The organism is Rhizobium sp. 3T7 (genome assembly GCF_020166565.1).
Lineage (GTDB): Bacteria > Pseudomonadota > Alphaproteobacteria > Rhizobiales > Rhizobiaceae > Rhizobium.
In genome coordinates this window covers 71,400-88,644 of the sequence record NZ_JAIQXS010000011.1, presented here as the reverse complement: position 1 = coordinate 88,644, position 17,245 = coordinate 71,400, and the positions used below count along the sequence as shown (strand labels likewise).

Below are 17,245 nucleotides of genomic sequence, written 5' to 3'. Positions count from 1 at the left end.
AAATGACGATCTCGTTCTCGCGCCCGCTTGCTCTAAGTCAGGGGGATCCGGCTGGTGTCGGCCCTGACATAACATTGCTGGCCTGGATGCGACGTAGGGAGCTTGGTCTCCCTCCGTTCGTGTTTATTGGCGATCCTAATGTGTTGGCGTTGCGTGCCAAGCTGCTGGGCCTGACGGTTGCAATTCGCGAGACCGATTGCGCCAACGCCAATGACGTCTTTGCCGACGCCCTGCCCGTGCTTCCCATATCTGCAGGTATTGAGGTCGTGGCGGGTGAGCCCCATGTCGCGACAGCCAAGCCCACGATCGCCGCGATCGAAAAAGCCGTATCGTTGACGATATCAGGTGAGGCCCTTGGCGTCGTCACCAATCCAATCGCCAAGTCGGTGCTCTATGAGTCTGGCTTCCCCTTCCCCGGGCACACCGAGTTTCTGGCAGATCTCGGTGCACGAGCGACGGGACAAACGGCCATGCCGGTGATGATGCTCGCTGGTCCAAAGCTCCGCACCATTCCGGTCACGATCCATATTCCCCTTAAGGATGTGCCTCAAGCACTCAATGCGGAACTCATCATCAAGACCTGCCGAATTGCCGATGCCGATCTCAGGAATCGCTTCGGGATCGCGAGTCCCCGCCTGGCTGTTGCGGGTCTCAATCCGCACGCGGGGGAAGATGGTACCATCGGCAAAGAGGATGAAGCGGTCATCAAGCCGGCCATTCAATTCCTGAGGTCCAAGGGCATCAACGCAATTGGGCCGCTGCCCGCCGATACCATGTTCCACGATGAGGCCAGGGCGCGCTACGACGTTGCGATCTGTATGTACCACGACCAGGCCCTGATACCGGCCAAGGCGCTTGGTTTCGACGACTCGGTCAACGTGACACTTGGATTGCCTTTCGTGCGCACCTCGCCAGATCATGGCACCGCCTTCGGCATTGCCGGCAAAGGGCTTGCCCGCGAAAGCAGCCTCGTCGCGGCCCTAAAGCTCGCAGGCCACCTCGGACGCACCGCGGAAGGGCGCATTTGATGGCTGCCTTGGATGGGCTTCCGCCTCTTCGCGACGTCATTCAACGCCATGGCCTCGATGCACGAAAGGCCCTCGGCCAGAACTTCCTGCTCGATCTCAACCTGACGCAGAAGGTTGCTCGAACAGCCGGCTCGCTGGACGGTGTCACGGTCTTTGAAGTCGGCCCGGGTCCGGGCGGCTTGACGCGCGCCATTCTGGCACTTGGCGCAAAGAAAGTGATCGCCGTCGAGCGCGATTCCCGCTGCTTGCCTGCGCTTTCAGAAATTGCGGAGCACTATCCGGGGCGGCTCGAGGTCATCGAAGGCGACGCTTTGAAGACGGACTTCGAAGCTTTGGCGCCTGAGGGCCGTGTGAAGATCATCGCTAATCTTCCCTACAACGTCGGGACGCAGTTGCTGGTCAATTGGATCCTCCCGAAGCAGTGGCCGCCTTTCTGGGAATCGCTGACGCTGATGTTCCAGAAGGAAGTGGGAGAGCGCGTCGTCGCGACCGAAGACGACGATCACTATGGACGTCTCGGCGTGCTCTGCGGCTGGCGTACGAACGCGCGTATGGCGTTTGATATACCACCGCAGGCATTTACGCCGCCGCCGAAAGTCACGTCGACGGTCGTCCATCTGACGCCGAACGAGAACCCCATCCCCTGCTCGGTCACCGATTTGGAAAAGGTCACCCAAGCAGCCTTCGGCCAGCGCCGAAAAATGCTGCGGCAAAGCCTCAAATCCCTCGGGGGCGAAGCCTTGCTCAACAAGGCGGACGTAGATCCTCAGCGACGCGCCGAAACGCTTTCGGTCGCCGAGTTCGTTCGACTGGCGAACTGCCTCTAGGCGATGTGCAGGCGATCTCTCACGCAGAGCGATAGCTTAACCTTTGGAGACAGGTGGTAACGTCAAGCGGACCTGCTCACAGATACCTTTGCTTCAAACTTGCTGGTCTTAAAGCTTTGGCTCTTCCGTAAGTAGGCTGTTGACAAAGTCGAACAAACCGTGGCGGCGGTCCCGGCGGACGCGCTCGGCATTGACGATGCAGCTCACGTTGCGAAAAGCCTCGTCGAGATCGTCGTTGACGATGACATAGTCATATTCGCGCCAGCGTTCGATCTCGGCGCGAGAATTCAGAAGCCGCGTACGAATGACCTCTTCCGAATCCTCTGCACGCCGATGCAGGCGCGACTGCAGTTCGGTCATGGTAGGCGGCAGAACGAATATCGAGACGATATCGGCCTTCATCTTGTCCTGAAGCTGCAGCGCACCCTGCCAGTCGATATCGAACAGCATGTCGCGACCTTCAGCCATCGCAGATTCGACGGGTTCCCGCGGCGTCCCGTAGAAATTGCCGTGTACCTCCGCCCATTCGAGCAGGTCGCCTGCGTCTCGCATCCTCTCGAACTGCGGGACAGTGATGAAGTGGTAATGCTTACCGGCGATTTCGCTCGGCCGCTTGGCTCTGGTCGTAACGCTGACAGAGATTTCGAGGCTATGGTCGTCCCTCAGGAGGTTGCCGGCAATCGTCGACTTGCCTGCGCCAGACGGCGAGGACAGGACAAGCATCAGCCCGCGCCGGGCAATTTTGGTGGGTGTGCTCGAGTGGGCCGGGCTCATGTATCACTCCAGATTCTGGACCTGCTCGCGGAACTGGTCGATGACGACTTTCAGTTCGATACCGGCGGCCGTAACCGCCGCGGCATTCGACTTCGAACAGATAGTATTCGATTCTCGGTTAAATTCCTGTGCAAGGAAATCAAGCTTGCGCCCGACCGGGCCGCCCTTGCCGAGCAGGTCGCGAGCGGCAACCACATGCGCCTTCAGCCGATCGATCTCTTCACGCAGATCCGCCTTCGTGGCGAGCAGAGCAGCTTCCGCATGCAACCTCTCGCGATCCAGCTTTCCCGACCCGTCCATGAGCATTGCGACCTGTGCGGCCAATCGGCCAGCGATCTCTTGCGGGGAGCGCGAAGGATCACGCTCGATCACCTGCGTCAGTCCCTCAATTGTCGAGATATGATCCAGCAGTACACGCGACAATGCGGCGCCCTCCAATTCCCGCATCTGACGCAAATCGACAAGGGCGGCAATCAAGCCATCGACAATGTCGGAATCGCGCGCTGCAATCGCTTCATCGCCGTCTTCCCTGTCCCGGAATTCGATAATGCCGCGAATGGCGAGCAAAGTATCGAGCTGCAATGGCGCGGGATCGATGATGCCGCCAAGCTGGTCCCGCAAAGCGAGCACTGCGGAAAGCGCTTCTTGGTTGAGAACGGTTTCGATGCGGCTCTCACCGGCAGAGACGGACAGCGACGCCTGCATATTGCCCCGGCTAAAGCGCTCGCCGGCAAGGCGACGCACGTCATTTTCCATACGCTCCAGCCCCGGCGGGAGGCGCAAGCGCAGATCCAGGCCTTTGCCGTTGACCGAGCGCAGCTCCCAAGCCCAACGCCAGCGGCCGCTCGTGCCCTCACGCCGCGCAAAACCGGTCATGGACTGCAAAGCCATGCGAGCCTCCGAAAATCAGTTGGTCTTCTTTTTCTTCTGGGGAGCCGGAGCGGCAGGTGCGTCCGACTGCGTCTGGCTTTCAGGCTGTCCATCAACGACAATATTGGGGTCGGCACCCTTGGCCGCTTCCAGCTGACGCCAGCGTTTGACGTTGGCATTGTGTTCCTCGAGCGTGGCTGCGAAGACATGCCCGCCGGAACCATCGGCAACGAAGTAAAGATCCTGCGTCTTCCAGGGATTGGCGACAGCCTCCAGCGCATCACGACCCGGATTGGCAATCGGCGTCGGGGGAAGGCCCTTGACCACATAAGTGTTGTAGGGCGTTTCCTTCTTGAGGTCCGATTGATAGATCGGGCGATCCGCCGGCTTTCCATCGCCGCCGAAGAGGCCATAGATGATCGTCGGATCGGACTGAAGGCGCATCCCCTTGCCCAGCCGGTTGAGGAAGACCGAGGCCACATGGGCCCGCTCGTCGGGAACACCGGTTTCCTTTTCGACGATAGAAGCAAGGATGATCAGTTCGTCCTTTGACTTGAGCTGCAGCGACGGGTCGCGCTTGTCCCAGACCTGGTCGACCAGCTTCTGCTGTGCAGCAGCCATCTGCTCGATGATTTCGGCCCGCTTCGTGCCGCGCGAGAACTTGTAGGTATCCGGACGCAGGCTTCCTTCGGCAGGCACGACAGTCGGCAGGTCGCCTTCCAGCACGGCATCCTCGTTCAGCCGGTTGAACATCTGGCGGACAGTGAGGCCTTCCGGAAACGCTACGGAATACAGGATCGACTTTCCGGATTTCAGCAGTTCCATGATGTCGTTCATGGAAGCATGCGCCTTGATTTCGTACTCGCCCGCCTTGAGGCTCTCGCCGTCATCAAGATGCGTCGTGGTGAGGTAACGGAAGATACGCGCGTCCGACACGATGTTGTTGCGTTCGAGGCTTGCGGCGATCTCAGCAACGCCGGCGCCGCTTCGCACGATGAAATTCGTGTTTGTCTCCAGCGGACCGGGATTCTGGTAGGCAGAGATCGCGTAATAGAAAAGGAAGACGGCCGCTGCGCAGCCGAGCACGACAAGCGTCATCAGGAAGTTCAGGAAAATGATAACTTGGCTGCGCGCCTTCTTCGAGCGCTTCGGCGGCTCGGGTACGCGTTCCGGCCGAAGCGCCTCGCTCGGCGACTTGGGAATGATCGGCCCGCTCTGCGTCTGCTGGCTTTCCTCGCCGATCGTCCCGTTGCTCTGGTTCGTATCGCTCACCGGCAATCCTCTAACTTGGCCTCAAGTCCCGCTTCTTGCTAAGCAATGCGGCAAAATGCAGGTGGGGCCGCGCCGCGCAAGGTGCAGCCCTACTGTCAGGACGTCAACGCCTGCACTCAGGCGACGTAGCGGCGCAGCACCAATGATGCATTCGTACCGCCGAATCCGAAAGAATTCGACAGCGCGACGTTGATTTCCCGCTGGCGCGCCTTGTGCGGAACGAGATCGATTGCGGTCTCGCGCTCAGGATTGTCGAGATTGAGCGTCGGAGGCGCAACGTTGTCGCGGATGGCAAGCGTTGCGAAGATCGCCTCGATCGCACCAGCCGCACCGAGCAGATGGCCCGTCGCAGACTTCGTCGACGACATCGAGATCTTGGAGGCTGCATTGCCGACCAAGCGCTCTACGGCACCGAGTTCGATCGTGTCAGCCATCGTCGACGTGCCATGCGCGTTGATGTAGTCGATATCGGCGGGCGTCAAGCCGGCGCGCTTCAAGGCCATCGTCATGCAACGCTGCGCGCCTTCGCCGTCCTCTGATGGCGCAGTGATATGATAGGCGTCACCGGAAAGACCGTAGCCCACGACCTCGGCATAGATCTTGGCGCCGCGCGCCTTGGCGTGTTCCAGTTCTTCGAGAACGACGATGCCGGCGCCCTCACCCATGACGAAGCCGTCACGATCCTTGTCGTAGGGGCGCGATGCCTTGGTCGGATTATCGTTGTGCTGGGTGGACAATGCCTTGCAGGCGGCGAAGCCGGCCAGCGAGATGCGGCTGACCGGGGACTCCGTGCCGCCGGCGACCATGACGTCGGCATCGCCGAATGCGATGAGACGGGCGGCGTCGCCGATCGCGTGCGCGCCGGTCGAGCATGCCGTGACAACCGAGTGGTTCGGCCCACGCAGCTTGTGACGGATCGATACCTGGCCGGATACGAGGTTGATCAGACGGCCCGGAATGAAGAAAGGAGAAATACGGCGCGGGCCCTTGTCGCGCAGCGTGTAGCCGGCTTCGACGATGCCTTCGATGCCGCCGATACCCGAACCGATCAGGACACCCGTCGAAACTTGGTCTTCATCGCTTTCTGGGTGCCAGTTCGCATCGTTCAGCGCCATGTCAGCGGCTGCCATGCCGTAGATGATAAAAGGATCGACCTTGCGCTGTTCCTTGGGCTCCATCCAGTCGTCGACATTGAACGTGCCGTCGCTACCGTCGCCAACCGGAATGCGGCAAGCAATCTTTGCGGGAAGGTCGTCGATTTCGAATTCAGTGACCAGGCGGGCGCCGTTCTGACCCGCAAGCAAGCGGGACCACGTCACTTCCGTTCCGCATCCCAAGGGCGAGACCATACCGGTACCTGTTATAACGACCCGTCTCATCGACTGCATTCCCCTGCCTTTTATGTTCTTGGAGAACCATGCCCGAAATAAAAAGGGCGGACTCCGGGTCCGCCCTTTCTTAAATGCTCAGGATTAAGCCTGAGCCTTTTCGATAAACTTTACCGCATCGCCGACCGTCAGGATCGAGTCAGCAGCGTCATCCGGAATCTCGACGCCGAATTCTTCTTCGAACGCCATAACAAGTTCGACGGTATCGAGCGAGTCAGCGCCCAGATCGTCGATAAAGCTGGCGCTTTCGACAACCTTGTCGGCATCGACGCCAAGATGATCAATAACAATTTTCTTTACGCGTTCTGCGATATCGCTCATGTCGGTTTCCTCGACCTTATGTCCTGATCAGAATGCCTTGTGACATTCCTACCCTGTTTCAGCCTGCGGCGCCCCTTAAAGCCACCTCGGCAAACTCTTTGAACCCGGCTACCAGAAATGTCCCAGGCTTGCACAAAAGCCCGCCGGTCCGTCTGCTTTCTCGGGAGACTGTTCACAGTCATGGCCCGCTTAACACGGTTTAAGTCTGCCGCAAAGCCAGAAAATCAACCCCATCGGGTTGGTCAACACGCTATTGCGGGGAAAATCTGCCCGGAAGGCAGTTTCCCGTTTCAGATCATGGCCATGCCGCCGTTTACGTGCAGCGTCTGGCCTGTCATATACGCAGCTTCCGACGAGGCGAGATAGGCGACGGCGGAGGCAACTTCGGCGCCCGTGCCCATGCGCTTCATCGGGATCGCTCCCATGATCGCTTCCTTCTGCTTGTCGTTCAGTTTGCCAGTCATCGCGGACTCGATGAAGCCCGGCGCCACGCAGTTGACCGTGACGTTGCGGGTTGCAATCTCCTGAGCCAGCGATTTCGTGAAGCCGATCATGCCGGCCTTGGAGGCGCAGTAATTGGCCTGGCCTGGGTTACCGGTGACGCCAACGACCGAGGTGATGTTGATGATGCGGCCATAGCGGCGGCGCATCATCGGATGCGTCAACTCGCGCGTCAGGCGGAACATCGCCGTCAGGTTCACTTCAATGACGTTATCCCAATCCTCGTCGCTCATGCGAACAAAGAGGCCGTCCTTGGTGATGCCGGCATTGTTGACAAGAATGTCGACGCCTTCGAGATCGGCTTCGGCCTTGACGCCGAGCGCCTTGACTTCGTCGCGGTCTGCGAGGTTAGCCGGGAAAATCTTGACGCGATCTCCAAGCTCGTTCGCCAGCGCCTCAAGCTTCTCTACGCGCGTGCCGTGCAGGCCGACGATTGCCCCTTGCTTGTGCAGGATGCGGGCGATTTCTTCGCCGATGCCGCCCGAGGCGCCGGTAACCAGAGCCTTGCGGCCGGAAAGATCGAGCATGGAAGTGTTCCTTGTATTCGTTAAATCTATCAGGCCATCAGGGCGGCAACGGCCGCATCGATATCAGCAGGCGTGTTAACGGCGATGCCGTTCACGGTCTTGTCGATACGACGTGCAAGGCCGGTCAGGACCTTGCCGGAGCCGATCTCGTAGAGCGTCGTCGCGCCGTTGGCCGCGAACCACTCCACCGTCTCTCGCCAGCGGACCTGGCCCGTCACCTGCTCGACGAGCAGGTTTGCAATCTCATCTGCGATGGTCACCGGTGCAGCGCGCACGTTGGCGATCAAAGGCACGACCGGGTTCGACTTCTTCACCCCCGCCAGCGCCTCGCGCATTGCTTCGGCAGCAGGCGCCATCAGCGAAGAATGGAATGGAGCGGAGACCGGCAGCAGGATCGCGCGCTTTGCGCCCTTCTCGGTTGCGATCGCTGCACCCTTCTCAACGGCGGCCTTCTCCCCCGAAATGACGATCTGGCCGCCGCCATTATCGTTGGCGATCTGGCAGGAGCCGACGGCAGTGGCTTCTTCGCAGACGGCGACGACATCGTCATGTTCAAGGCCAATGATGGCAGCCATCGCGCCGACGCCAACGGGCACGGCAGCCTGCATGGCATTGCCGCGAATGCGCAGCAGGCGCGCAGTATCGGCAAGCGAGAAGGTGCCTGCGGCACAGAGAGCGGAGTATTCGCCGAGCGAATGACCGGCAACGTAGGAGACCTTCGCCTTCAGATCGACGCCCCTGGCCTCGAGAACACGGATGACCGCCATCGAGACCGCCATCAAGGCCGGCTGCGCATTCGCCGTCAGCGTCAGCTTGTCTTCCGGACCGTTGAACATGGTCTCCGACAGTTTTTCGCCCAGAGCTTCGTCGACTTCGTGGAAGACGGCGCGTGCCTCGGCGAAGTTTTCGGCGAGATCCTTGCCCATGCCGACAGCCTGGCTGCCCTGACCTGGGAATGTAAAAGCAATGGTCATGCTATGTCCCTTTTATACGGACCTCTGGTTATTTCGCCTCCAATTGACATTCTTTCCTGCAGAGTCAAGTGCCGGACGCCCGCGTTCCAAGGCTTTTGCGGCTGCGAGAAAGCCCGGTTTTGCCTCTTGCGCTTGCTCAATTCCGGTCTAGATTTGCGCCGTCCTTCCAGACCATTCCTTTTCCAGATTACCTTCAGGGCTTTCAGATGAAATATAAGAAACTTGGCCGCACGGATATTTCCGTGTCCGAAATCTGCCTCGGCACCATGACCTGGGGCACGCAAAACACGGAAGCCGAGGCGCATGAGCAGATGGACTATTCCGTCGAGAAAGGCGTCAACTTCTTCGACACGGCCGAGCTTTATCCGACTACTCCTGTCTCCGCGGAGACGCAGGGGCTGACCGAAGACTATATCGGCAGCTGGTTCCAGAAGACGGGCAAGCGCAAGGATATCGTGCTCGCCACGAAGGTCGCGGGTCCCGGCCGTTCCTATATTCGGGGCGGCGACGGGGCCGACGCCAAGAACATTCGCCTGGCGATCGAGGCAAGCCTGAAGCGCCTAAAGACGGACTATGTCGACCTCTACCAGATTCACTGGCCGAGCCGAGGGCATTTCCATTTCCGTCAGGCTTGGCACTACGATCCCTTCAAGCAGGACCACGCCAAGGCGATCGCCAATATCACCGAGATATTGGAAACGATGGGCGCCCTTGTGAAAGAGGGCAAGGTTCGCGCCTTTGGTCTCTCCAACGAGACAACCTGGGGCACGCAAAAATATCTGGCGCTTTCCGAACAGCTCGACCTGCCGCGCGCCGCCACGATCCAGAACGAATACAATCTGCTCTACCGCCACTACGATCTCGATCTGGCGGAGCTGTCGCATCATGAGGACGTCGGTCTGCTGGCCTATTCTCCCCTTGCCGGCGGCATCCTCAGCGGCAAGTATGTCGACGGCGCCAAGCCGGATGGCTCGCGCGGGTCGATCAACGGCGACATCGGCGGTCGTTTGCAGCCCTTGCAGGAAGCGCCGACGAAGGCCTACCTGGATATCGCTGCACGGCACGGGCTCGACCCTTGCGTGATGGCGCTCGCCTTCTGCCTGAGCCGCCGCTTCATGGCGTCCGTGATCATCGGCGCAACGACGATGAAACAGCTTGAAACGGACCTGAGCTCGGTCAGTCTCAAGCTGTCACACGAGGTTCTGGCTGAAATCGAGCAAGTTCACCGCCAGTATCCGATGCCGATCTAGGGCAGTCAGACGACGCATAGCGATCTGACCTTGCCTGGCCAGGTCGTTCGCCGCATGGAAGCCATGCGGCCTTCGCCAGCACTTACAACGACAAGTTTCGGCGACTTCGCCAGGGCGTCAATTTCTGCTTCTCCGTTCCGCGCATTTCAGCTAGGTTTGCAAGGCTCTGGTAGCGCCGCAGGAGCGCTCATACCGTGGAACGGAAGCTCGCAGTCATCCTTGCCGGCGACGTTGCCGGCTACAGCCGCCTCGTTGCAACCAACGAGGAAGACGCGCTTGCGACGCTGAGCATCTACACCGCCATGATCGGCGATTTCGTGCGAGAGCACGGAGGGCGCGTCTTCGGCAGCGCCGGGGACAGCGTCGTTGCGGAATTCCCAAGTGCCGTACAAGGTGTTCGCGCAGCTGTTGCCATTCAACGTGCGCTGCATCGACGCAATGCCGACCTGCCGGCGGACCGGCGGATGGAGTTCCGTCTCGGGCTCAATCTCGGCGATGTCGTCGTCTCCGGGGAGAACCTGCTTGGCGACGGCGTGAACGTCGCAGCCCGTCTCCAGGAGGTGTCGCTGCCTTCCGGTATCTGCATCTCTGGCGCGCTACGCGAACAAATCGAGGGGAAGCTCGACTTCCCCCTCGTGCCGATGGGCGACCGCACGCTGAAGAATATTCCTCGCCCGGTACCGGTGCATCGGGTTCATTGGAGCCGGGAGGATCCCGTGGAGGCGGGTGCGCTCGGTGGACCGCTCAGGCTGCCTGACAAGCCCTCGATCGCAGTACTGCCCTTCGTCAACATGTCCGACGACCCCGAGCAGGAGTTCTTCGCGGACGGGCTGACAGAGGACATCATCACCGCGTTATCGCTCTACCGCTGGTTTTTCGTCATCGCCCAGAACTCATCCTTTGCGTATAAGGGGCGCGCGGTCGATGTAAAGCAAATCGGGCGCGATCTCGGCGTGCGCTATCTCGTCGAAGGAAGTGTCCGCAGGTCCGGGACGCGCGTCCGTGTCACCGGACAGCTGATCGAAGCCGAAAGCGGCGTTCACCTGTGGGCGCAGCGCTACGACAGGGAAATATCCGATATCTTCGCCATTCAGGACGAACTGACGCAGAATGTCGTCGGCGCAATCGAGCCGGAAATCCTAATCGGTGAAAGCCGGCGTGCGTTGATAAGGACAACCGACAATCTGGACGCCTATGAGAGCCATATGCGCGGCACCTGGCTCCACAACGCGCAGGATACGGTCGAGCATTTCATCGAAGCCATTGTCTGGCATCGCCGCGCAATCGAGCTCGATCCCGATTTTGCACGCGCCCATATGATGCTTGCCCGCTCACTCTACGCCCGATGCTTCCATGGTTTCAGCGACGACGTGGACCGGGATAGCACAGAGCTGCGAATAGAGGCCGAGCGCGCTGTCGCGCTCGACCCGCGTGACCCCTACTCGCACTACGCAATGTGCCTTGCGCATTTCGTAGCCCATAACGCGCCGGCGGCGATTGAGGCCGCCCAGCAGGCGATTGACCTCAATCCCAACTTTGCCCTCGCACATATGGCTCTTGGCTGGGCGCGGATATTCAACGGTCACTTTGTCGAAGCTCTGGACCCCCTTTATATGGCGACAAGGCTAAGCCCGCACGATCCGCTGGCCTACCTCATACTCGACCGTATTGCGCTATCGCACTACCACTTGGGCAACTACGAAGAGGCTGTGCATTACTCCGAGCGAGGTCTTTCGCTCCGCCGCGCCTATTTCAATCGCGTTGTGCTTCTTGCCAGCCTGGGGCAACTCGGACGCCAGGAGGAAGCGCAGAGGCTGATACCGGAAATCCTCGCAAACGTACCGGCCGATCTCGAGCATTATTGGAAGATGCTGACACCCTATGTGGCGCACAGCCATTACGACCACTTCGTCGACGGCCTGCGCAAGGCGGGGCTGCCTTCGCTGAACTCACAGCAAGAACATTGCTGAGTGTCCCTTGCGTTTCCGCCAAAATTCCGTATAAGCCGCTCTGTTCGCAAACCCGGTCTTCTGGCTGGTGGCTGAACGGAGGGCCGGTTTTCGCAAGAGAATCGTCGGAACGGAAGTGTTCCAGCCTCCCGTGTCTCCGCTCTCGACCGTCTCGGAACGCTTTTCTTGCTTGGCGCTTGCCGCCTCTCAGGAGCAGTCGTTGAGGCTTAGCCGCCGATTATCGGGTTGAACCAACGCAAGAAAGGCAAAGCTGTCATGGCTCTTTATGAACATGTATTCCTTGCCCGACAGGATATTTCCGCTCAGCAGGTCGATGCCCTCGTAGAACAGTACAAGGGTGTGATCGAAGCTAACGGCGGCAAGGTCGGGCGCATCGAGAACTGGGGCCTTAAGTCCCTTACCTACCGCATCAAGAAGAACCGCAAGGCACATTACGTCCTCGTGGACATCGATGCGCCGGCAGCTGCCGTCCAGGAAATGGAACGCCAGATGCGCATCAGCGAAGACGTCCTGCGCTACATGACGATCGCTGTCGAAGCACACGAAGAAGGCCCATCTGCCATGATGCAGAAGCGCGACCGCGACGACCGCGGCCCGCGTGATGGTGCCGACCGTGGCCCGCGCCGCGAATTCGGTGACCGTCCGCCGCGCCGTGACGGCGACTTCCAGCGTGGCCCGCGTCCGGACCGCGCTCCCCGCGAAGACCGTGCATAAGGAGATCTAAGAATGTCTGAAGCTTCCTCCGCTCCGGTTCGTCGCCCGTTCCATCGTCGTCGCAAGACTTGCCCGTTCTCCGGCGCAAACGCTCCGCGCATCGACTACAAGGACGTTCGTCTCCTGCAGCGCTACATTTCCGAGCGCGGCAAGATCGTTCCTTCCCGTATCACTGCTGTTTCGCAGAAGAAGCAGCGCGAACTCGCTCAGGCGATCAAGCGCGCTCGTTTCCTCGGCCTGCTGCCGTACGTCGTCGCTTAATCAGCTGACGAGACCAAATCGAGGGAAGGCAGCGATGCCCTCCCTTCTCCCTTTCGCGATGGGCGCGGATCGGAACTCTTAAAACCCATGTTGAGGCCTTTCTGAAACCGATTCAGGAAAGTCCCTCTAACTGCTTGATGAAGCAGGACAGCGACCGTGACGCAACTGAATGCAAAAACGCTAGGCATCGGCGCGCTCGCCGGATTGACCGCCGCACTTCTGGTGCTCGGCGCAAGCATGCAGCCGTCGTTCAGTGCCGTTCTCTACGCGGCCTCCGCCCTTCCCATTCTTCTCGTCGGCCTCGGCTGGGGCAACATGGCGGCAATCTCCGCCGTCGTCACCGCCGCTGCCGTTGGCGCGATCGCCATCTCACCGTCCTTCGCGCTGATGATGACGCTGGTCACGCTGCTGCCGGCCGGCTGGCTCAGCCACCTTGCAAGCCTTGCCCGCCCCGCCTCCGAACTCGGCGGTCCCGAGCATCTGATGGCCTGGTATCCGCTTTCGGACATTCTGCTGCACCTCTGCGGTCTGGTGACAATCGCCGTCATCGTGGTCGGCGTGATGATCGGTTACGGTCCGGATCTCATCGATCGGCTCGTGGACGTGATGTTTGGCTCGCTTGCCCAGCAGCAGCCCGAGTTTTCGCCTGATCCGGCGGTGACGGCGCAGACCAAATCGCTGGTGCTCCTCATGCTGCCCGCCATTCAGGGCGGCATGTGGGTGGTCATGTTGTTTGCCGCCTATTACATCGCGACCCGGATCGTCAGCGCATCCGGCCGCGGCCTGCGTCCCCGCGAGGACATTCCCTCGGCGCTGCGCATGAACCGCAATTCGATCTTCGTTTTTCTCGTCGGTCTTGCCGCCACCTTCTTCGGCGGCATGCCGGCGATGATCGGAGCAACCGTGGTCGGCACCTTCGGCGCCGGCTTCCTGCTTTCCGGCTTTGCCGCGCTGCATTTCCGCACGCGCGGCAAGGATTGGCGCCTGCCAGCGCTTATCCTCTGCTACCTGGCATCGCTCATCCTGATGGTGCCAGCCTTTTTCATCCTCGTGGTGGGCTTGAGCGATACCCGCAAGGCAATCGCACTTACCCCAAACAAGGATGTCGATGCCCCCAAACAGACAGACACGAAAATCTAGAGACACGAAAGGAACACGAACATGGAAGTCATTCTTCTTGAACGCATCTCCAAGCTCGGCCAGATGGGCGAAACCGTAAAGGTTCGCGACGGCTTTGCTCGCAACTACCTCCTGCCGCTCGGCAAGGCGATGCGCGCCAACGAAGCCAACAAGAAGCGCTTCGAATCCGAGCGCGCAACGCTCGAAGCTCGGAACCTCGAGCGCAAGTCGGAAGCACAGAAGGTCGCCGACGCTCTCGACGGCAAGTCGTTCATCGTCGTCCGTTCTGCTGGCGAAACCGGCCAGATGTACGGCTCGGTCGCTGCTCGCGACGTCGTTGAAATTCTCGCCGCAGAAGGCTTCAACATCGGCCGCAACCAGGTTCACCTGAACACGCCGATCAAGTCGATCGGCCTGCACAAGGTTGAGCTGCAGCTCCACGCTGAAGTCGAAATCCACGTCGAACTCAACGTTGCTCGTTCGGCTGAAGAAGCCGGCCGTCAGGCCAAGGGCGAAACCCTCACCTCCGTCGATGCCATCTACGGCGTTGACGAAGACGCTCTGCGTCCGGAAGACTTCTTCGATCCGGAAGCCGACCTCGAAGGCGACGAAGCTTAATTTTCCCGAGAGATCCTCTCGGGAAATGGACGAAAGCCCGGCTCGCGCCGGGCTTTCTGCTTATCTGGCGGCTGTATTCTGCTGCGGCGGAGCGTTCTTGTCGACGTCGACGACGACGGAGAGCCCCGGCCCCAGATCCTTGACGACCGGCTCGTCGGGATCAAAGCCGATGCGCACGCCGACGCGCTGTGCAATCTTCACGAAATTGCCTGTCGCGTTGTCCGCCTTGATGACCGCGAATTCCGACCCGGCTGCGGGCGAGAAGCGTTCGATGTATCCCTTCAGACGCTGCTTGCCGAGCGCATCGACCGTGATGGTCACCGGCTGCCCGACCTGCATGCCGTACAACTGCGTCTCCTTGAAATTCGCCACGACCCACACATCCTCCGGCACGACGGCCATGAGCTGCGTACCCGCCGTCACATACTGCCCGACGCGTACGCCGACTTCGCCGAGATGACCGTCGCGCGGTGCGACGATCTTGGTGTTCTGCAGGTCGATTTCCGCAAGGCGCACGACGGCTTCGGCGCTTGCCACATTGGCTTCCAGAAGCGAGCGATTGACGATGATCGTTGCAAGATTTTGCTTGGAAACCTCCAGCGCGGCCTTTGCCTGGTTCAGGGCAGCCTTGGCCTGGTCAAGCGTCGCCTGCGCGGCCTCTGTCTCACTCTGCGATGCAATGCCGCGATTACTGAGATTGTTGACGCGATCCCAGGCCTGCTGCGCGCGCGTCAGGGCTGCGTTTGCGCTATCGATCTGCGCCTCGCTGGAGGCGATGCTCGCCTTTGCCGCAAGCTCTGACTGGCGGGAATTCTCCAGCGACGCCTTCTGCCCATCGAGCGCCGCACGTGCCTGGGCAAGCTTCTGGGCGTAGATGCGGTCATCGATCTGAGCAAGCGTATCGCCCTGCTTGACCTGCTGATAGTCCTTCACGGGCACATCGACGACATAGCCGCTCACCTGCGGGCTCATGATCGTGACATAGCCGCGAACATAGGCATTGTCGGTCGTCTCCACCGATGTCACGAACGGCGGCAGCCGCCACGCATAGAGAACGAGAAGGACGCCGGCGATGCCGGCGAGCACTGCGATGATAGTCGAAGGAGAGCGAGGGAACTTCAACATACTGGACCCTGAGATCACGATTGAGCGGGGATTGCATCGGGCTGGCTTATCCTGGGCCAGGTCAGCCGGCGCCACGCTTGATGGAGAAGAATGACGATCAGGCCGAAGACAGAGGAGTAGCCGATGACGAGGAAGGTGTCGTTGTAGGCGAGAATATAGGCCTCGCGGCTGACCTGCTGGGCGAGCAGCACCAGACCTTCAGCGTTGAGCAGCATCTTGTCGCCAAGCACCTTGCCGTAAGCGGCGCTCAGTTGTGAGATGCGCTGCGCCACGATCGGATCCTGCAGCAGGATGTGCTCGACGAGCACGTTCGAGTGGAACTTCTCCCGGATTGTCACGAAAGTCCCGAGCATTGCCGAGGCGAAGAGCGAGCCAATGCTCTGCGTGAAGACGAAGATCACCAGGAAGTTGACGATGTATTGCCCGCCCCGCGAGATCGCGGCCTTGAAGCCGTTCGCCATGACAGGCGGCAGGAACATCGCGGCGCCCGCGGCGACCATCGCCTGGCTCAGATACATCTGAGGCGGCCGTGTCAGGCTCGTCGACTGGCTATCCAGAAAGGCGCCGGCTGCAATGAGTGCGAGCGCCAGCACGTGGGCTGTTTCGACGTAACGCGTCGTCATCAGAAACGCACAGAAAAGCCCGCCAACCAAGGAGGCGAGAAGAATGATCGCATAGAGCGTCTCTGTCTGATCGTTCAGAAGCCCGAGCTGCTGATAGAAGTTGGCGGCAGTTGACGACTGCTCCGAGGAGACGAAGCGGAAGAGAAGCAGGACGCCTGCCATTCGCATGTTGGCGCCCGAGAACAGCCAGCGAAAATCGATCAGGGGATTGGTGCGCGGCAGCTCAATGGCCAGCATCAGAGCAAGAGAGCCGACCGATACCGCCAGTAGAACGCCGATCCAGGGCGCTTCGAACCACCAATAGAGCCGGCCGAGCGTCAGTACGACGGCAAGACACCCGAAGCCGACCGCCAGGAGGAGATAGCTCACTATGTCATGTCGTTGAATGACGTTCGCCCGAGGCGGCGCCGTAAGCGGCAGCAGATAGATGATCGGAAGGACGGCGAGCGCGAGGCCCATCTCGAACACATAGAGCGCCTGATACCCGCCGAACTGAAGCAGCGAAGGCGAGACGATGCGCGCGACGGGAGACGCAAACAGCGTGCACATCAGAGCAAGGCTGATCCCGAGCGAGAGCTTCTTTTCCTGCGGGAAAGGCTCCAGCATATAGAGGAAGCCGAGCGTCGAAAGGGGGGCTGCGGCCATGCCGCTCAGGGTGCGCACAACGATCGCGGAATGCAGGTCAGTGATGAGGAGATTGAGCACCGCCGCAACGACGAAGCAGATAATGCCAAGTTCCGCGAAACGACGAAGACCGTATTGGGTACGAATTTTGAAGAGTGCAATCGACATGCTCGCGTAAGGTGCCATATAGGCCGCCGAGAGCCAGGAAACTTCAGTGGTGGTCGCGGAAAACGAGCCCTGCAGCTGATAGATGTTGGCGGTCAGCAGGTTCATGCCGAGGCCCTGCGTCAGAAAAAGCAGGACCGACGCCGCCATGTAGAGCGGCACCTTCCAGGCCGGCATCGGCACGCCCGCTGCTGGTGGCGGCGACGGCATCTGTTGTGTGCCCGGCTTCGCCTCCTCGGCGGGCCGTGGCGCCACATTGTCGTTGGCGGTCTCGGCGAGGCTCATCGGCAGGAC

17 protein-coding genes are annotated in these 17,245 nt (G+C 60.3%); 8 read left to right on the top strand and 9 right to left on the bottom strand.

What is annotated here, in order from left to right:
• Positions 1 to 2 precede the first annotated feature (2 nt).
• Positions 3 to 1,028, top strand: coding sequence for a 4-hydroxythreonine-4-phosphate dehydrogenase PdxA (gene pdxA / locus K9B32_RS17125; protein WP_224564226.1), 1,026 nt, complete (start codon positions 3 to 5; stop codon positions 1,026 to 1,028).
• Positions 1,028 to 1,855, top strand: coding sequence for a 16S rRNA (adenine(1518)-N(6)/adenine(1519)-N(6))-dimethyltransferase RsmA (gene rsmA / locus K9B32_RS17120; protein WP_224564223.1), 828 nt, complete (start codon positions 1,028 to 1,030; stop codon positions 1,853 to 1,855). The genes pdxA and rsmA overlap by 1 nt, the downstream gene beginning before the upstream one ends.
• A gap of 108 nt (positions 1,856 to 1,963) precedes the next feature.
• On the opposite strand, the gene gmk is transcribed toward rsmA, so the two are convergent.
• The 7 genes from gmk to fabD form a co-directional block, all read right to left on the bottom strand.
• Positions 1,964 to 2,629: a guanylate kinase gene (gene gmk, locus K9B32_RS17115; protein WP_224564220.1), complete on the bottom strand. Its 666-nt coding sequence runs from the start codon at positions 2,627 to 2,629 to the stop codon at positions 1,964 to 1,966.
• Positions 2,630 to 2,632: 3 nt separating this feature from the next.
• Positions 2,633 to 3,520, bottom strand: a complete 888-nt coding sequence (locus K9B32_RS17110) for a YicC/YloC family endoribonuclease (RefSeq protein WP_224564217.1) — start codon at positions 3,518 to 3,520, stop codon at positions 2,633 to 2,635.
• Positions 3,521 to 3,535: 15 nt separating this feature from the next.
• Positions 3,536 to 4,771, bottom strand: coding sequence for an endolytic transglycosylase MltG (mltG, locus tag K9B32_RS17105; protein WP_224564214.1), 1,236 nt, complete (start codon positions 4,769 to 4,771; stop codon positions 3,536 to 3,538).
• A gap of 116 nt (positions 4,772 to 4,887) precedes the next feature.
• A complete protein-coding gene (gene fabF, locus K9B32_RS17100; RefSeq protein ID WP_224564210.1) occupies positions 4,888 to 6,150 on the bottom strand; it encodes a beta-ketoacyl-ACP synthase II in 1,263 nt (420 codons plus the stop codon).
• A 93-nt stretch (positions 6,151 to 6,243) separates the two neighbouring features.
• Positions 6,244 to 6,480 carry an acyl carrier protein gene (locus tag K9B32_RS17095; protein WP_003547058.1) on the bottom strand — a complete coding sequence of 79 codons (237 nt, stop codon included), beginning with the start codon at positions 6,478 to 6,480 and terminating at the stop codon, positions 6,244 to 6,246.
• Between the two features lie 290 nt (positions 6,481 to 6,770).
• Positions 6,771 to 7,508 (bottom strand): 3-oxoacyl-[acyl-carrier-protein] reductase, encoded by a 738-nt coding sequence (gene fabG / locus K9B32_RS17090; RefSeq protein ID WP_007800929.1) that lies wholly within the window; start codon positions 7,506 to 7,508, stop codon positions 6,771 to 6,773.
• A 29-nt stretch (positions 7,509 to 7,537) separates the two neighbouring features.
• Positions 7,538 to 8,482, bottom strand: a complete 945-nt coding sequence (gene fabD, locus K9B32_RS17085) for an ACP S-malonyltransferase (protein WP_224564208.1) — start codon at positions 8,480 to 8,482, stop codon at positions 7,538 to 7,540.
• A 206-nt stretch (positions 8,483 to 8,688) separates the two neighbouring features.
• Between fabD and K9B32_RS17080 the strand changes: the two genes are divergently transcribed.
• The 6 genes from K9B32_RS17080 to rplI all read left to right on the top strand — a co-directional run bounded on the left by K9B32_RS17080 (position 8,689) and on the right by rplI (position 14,414).
• Positions 8,689 to 9,732: an aldo/keto reductase gene (locus K9B32_RS17080; protein ID WP_224564206.1), complete on the top strand. Its 1,044-nt coding sequence runs from the start codon at positions 8,689 to 8,691 to the stop codon at positions 9,730 to 9,732.
• Between the two features lie 194 nt (positions 9,733 to 9,926).
• Complete coding sequence (locus K9B32_RS17075) at positions 9,927 to 11,702, top strand: adenylate/guanylate cyclase domain-containing protein (RefSeq protein WP_224564203.1); 1,776 nt, start codon at positions 9,927 to 9,929, stop codon at positions 11,700 to 11,702.
• A 255-nt stretch (positions 11,703 to 11,957) separates the two neighbouring features.
• Positions 11,958 to 12,416, top strand: a complete 459-nt coding sequence (gene rpsF, locus K9B32_RS17070) for a 30S ribosomal protein S6 (protein WP_007800921.1) — start codon at positions 11,958 to 11,960, stop codon at positions 12,414 to 12,416.
• 12 nt (positions 12,417 to 12,428) lie between these two features.
• A complete protein-coding gene (gene rpsR, locus K9B32_RS17065; protein ID WP_004680498.1) occupies positions 12,429 to 12,677 on the top strand; it encodes a 30S ribosomal protein S18 in 249 nt (82 codons plus the stop codon).
• Between the two features lie 156 nt (positions 12,678 to 12,833).
• Positions 12,834 to 13,817: a DUF2232 domain-containing protein gene (locus K9B32_RS17060; protein ID WP_224564200.1), complete on the top strand. Its 984-nt coding sequence runs from the start codon at positions 12,834 to 12,836 to the stop codon at positions 13,815 to 13,817.
• Between the two features lie 21 nt (positions 13,818 to 13,838).
• Positions 13,839 to 14,414 (top strand): 50S ribosomal protein L9, encoded by a 576-nt coding sequence (rplI, locus tag K9B32_RS17055; protein WP_224564197.1) that lies wholly within the window; start codon positions 13,839 to 13,841, stop codon positions 14,412 to 14,414.
• Between the two features lie 60 nt (positions 14,415 to 14,474).
• Here rplI and K9B32_RS17050 read toward each other — a convergent pair whose 3' ends face one another.
• Positions 14,475 to 15,539: an HlyD family secretion protein gene (locus tag K9B32_RS17050; RefSeq protein ID WP_224564195.1), complete on the bottom strand. Its 1,065-nt coding sequence runs from the start codon at positions 15,537 to 15,539 to the stop codon at positions 14,475 to 14,477.
• A gap of 14 nt (positions 15,540 to 15,553) precedes the next feature.
• Complete coding sequence (locus tag K9B32_RS17045) at positions 15,554 to 17,236, bottom strand: MFS transporter (protein ID WP_224564193.1); 1,683 nt, start codon at positions 17,234 to 17,236, stop codon at positions 15,554 to 15,556.
• Positions 17,237 to 17,245 lie beyond the last annotated feature (9 nt).

What these genes read in the sequence shown, in the direction of transcription:
- K9B32_RS17080 (WP_224564206.1), top strand. Translation starts at nt 8,689, where the DNA reads ATGAAATATAAGAAACTTGGCCGCACGGATATTTCCGTGTCCGAAATC.
- K9B32_RS17050 (WP_224564195.1), bottom strand. Translation starts at nt 15,539, where the DNA reads ATGTTGAAGTTCCCTCGCTCTCCTTCGACTATCATCGCAGTGCTCGCC.
- K9B32_RS17095 (WP_003547058.1), bottom strand. Translation starts at nt 6,480, where the DNA reads ATGAGCGATATCGCAGAACGCGTAAAGAAAATTGTTATTGATCATCTT.
- pdxA (WP_224564226.1), top strand. Translation starts at nt 3, where the DNA reads ATGACGATCTCGTTCTCGCGCCCGCTTGCTCTAAGTCAGGGGGATCCG.
- rplI (WP_224564197.1), top strand. Translation starts at nt 13,839, where the DNA reads ATGGAAGTCATTCTTCTTGAACGCATCTCCAAGCTCGGCCAGATGGGC.
- rpsF (WP_007800921.1), top strand. Translation starts at nt 11,958, where the DNA reads ATGGCTCTTTATGAACATGTATTCCTTGCCCGACAGGATATTTCCGCT.
- rsmA (WP_224564223.1), top strand. Translation starts at nt 1,028, where the DNA reads ATGGCTGCCTTGGATGGGCTTCCGCCTCTTCGCGACGTCATTCAACGC.
- K9B32_RS17110 (WP_224564217.1), bottom strand. Translation starts at nt 3,520, where the DNA reads ATGGCTTTGCAGTCCATGACCGGTTTTGCGCGGCGTGAGGGCACGAGC.
- fabD (WP_224564208.1), bottom strand. Translation starts at nt 8,482, where the DNA reads ATGACCATTGCTTTTACATTCCCAGGTCAGGGCAGCCAGGCTGTCGGC.
- fabF (WP_224564210.1), bottom strand. Translation starts at nt 6,150, where the DNA reads ATGAGACGGGTCGTTATAACAGGTACCGGTATGGTCTCGCCCTTGGGA.
- rpsR (WP_004680498.1), top strand. Translation starts at nt 12,429, where the DNA reads ATGTCTGAAGCTTCCTCCGCTCCGGTTCGTCGCCCGTTCCATCGTCGT.
- K9B32_RS17045 (WP_224564193.1), bottom strand. Translation starts at nt 17,236, where the DNA reads ATGAGCCTCGCCGAGACCGCCAACGACAATGTGGCGCCACGGCCCGCC.
- fabG (WP_007800929.1), bottom strand. Translation starts at nt 7,508, where the DNA reads ATGCTCGATCTTTCCGGCCGCAAGGCTCTGGTTACCGGCGCCTCGGGC.
- gmk (WP_224564220.1), bottom strand. Translation starts at nt 2,629, where the DNA reads ATGAGCCCGGCCCACTCGAGCACACCCACCAAAATTGCCCGGCGCGGG.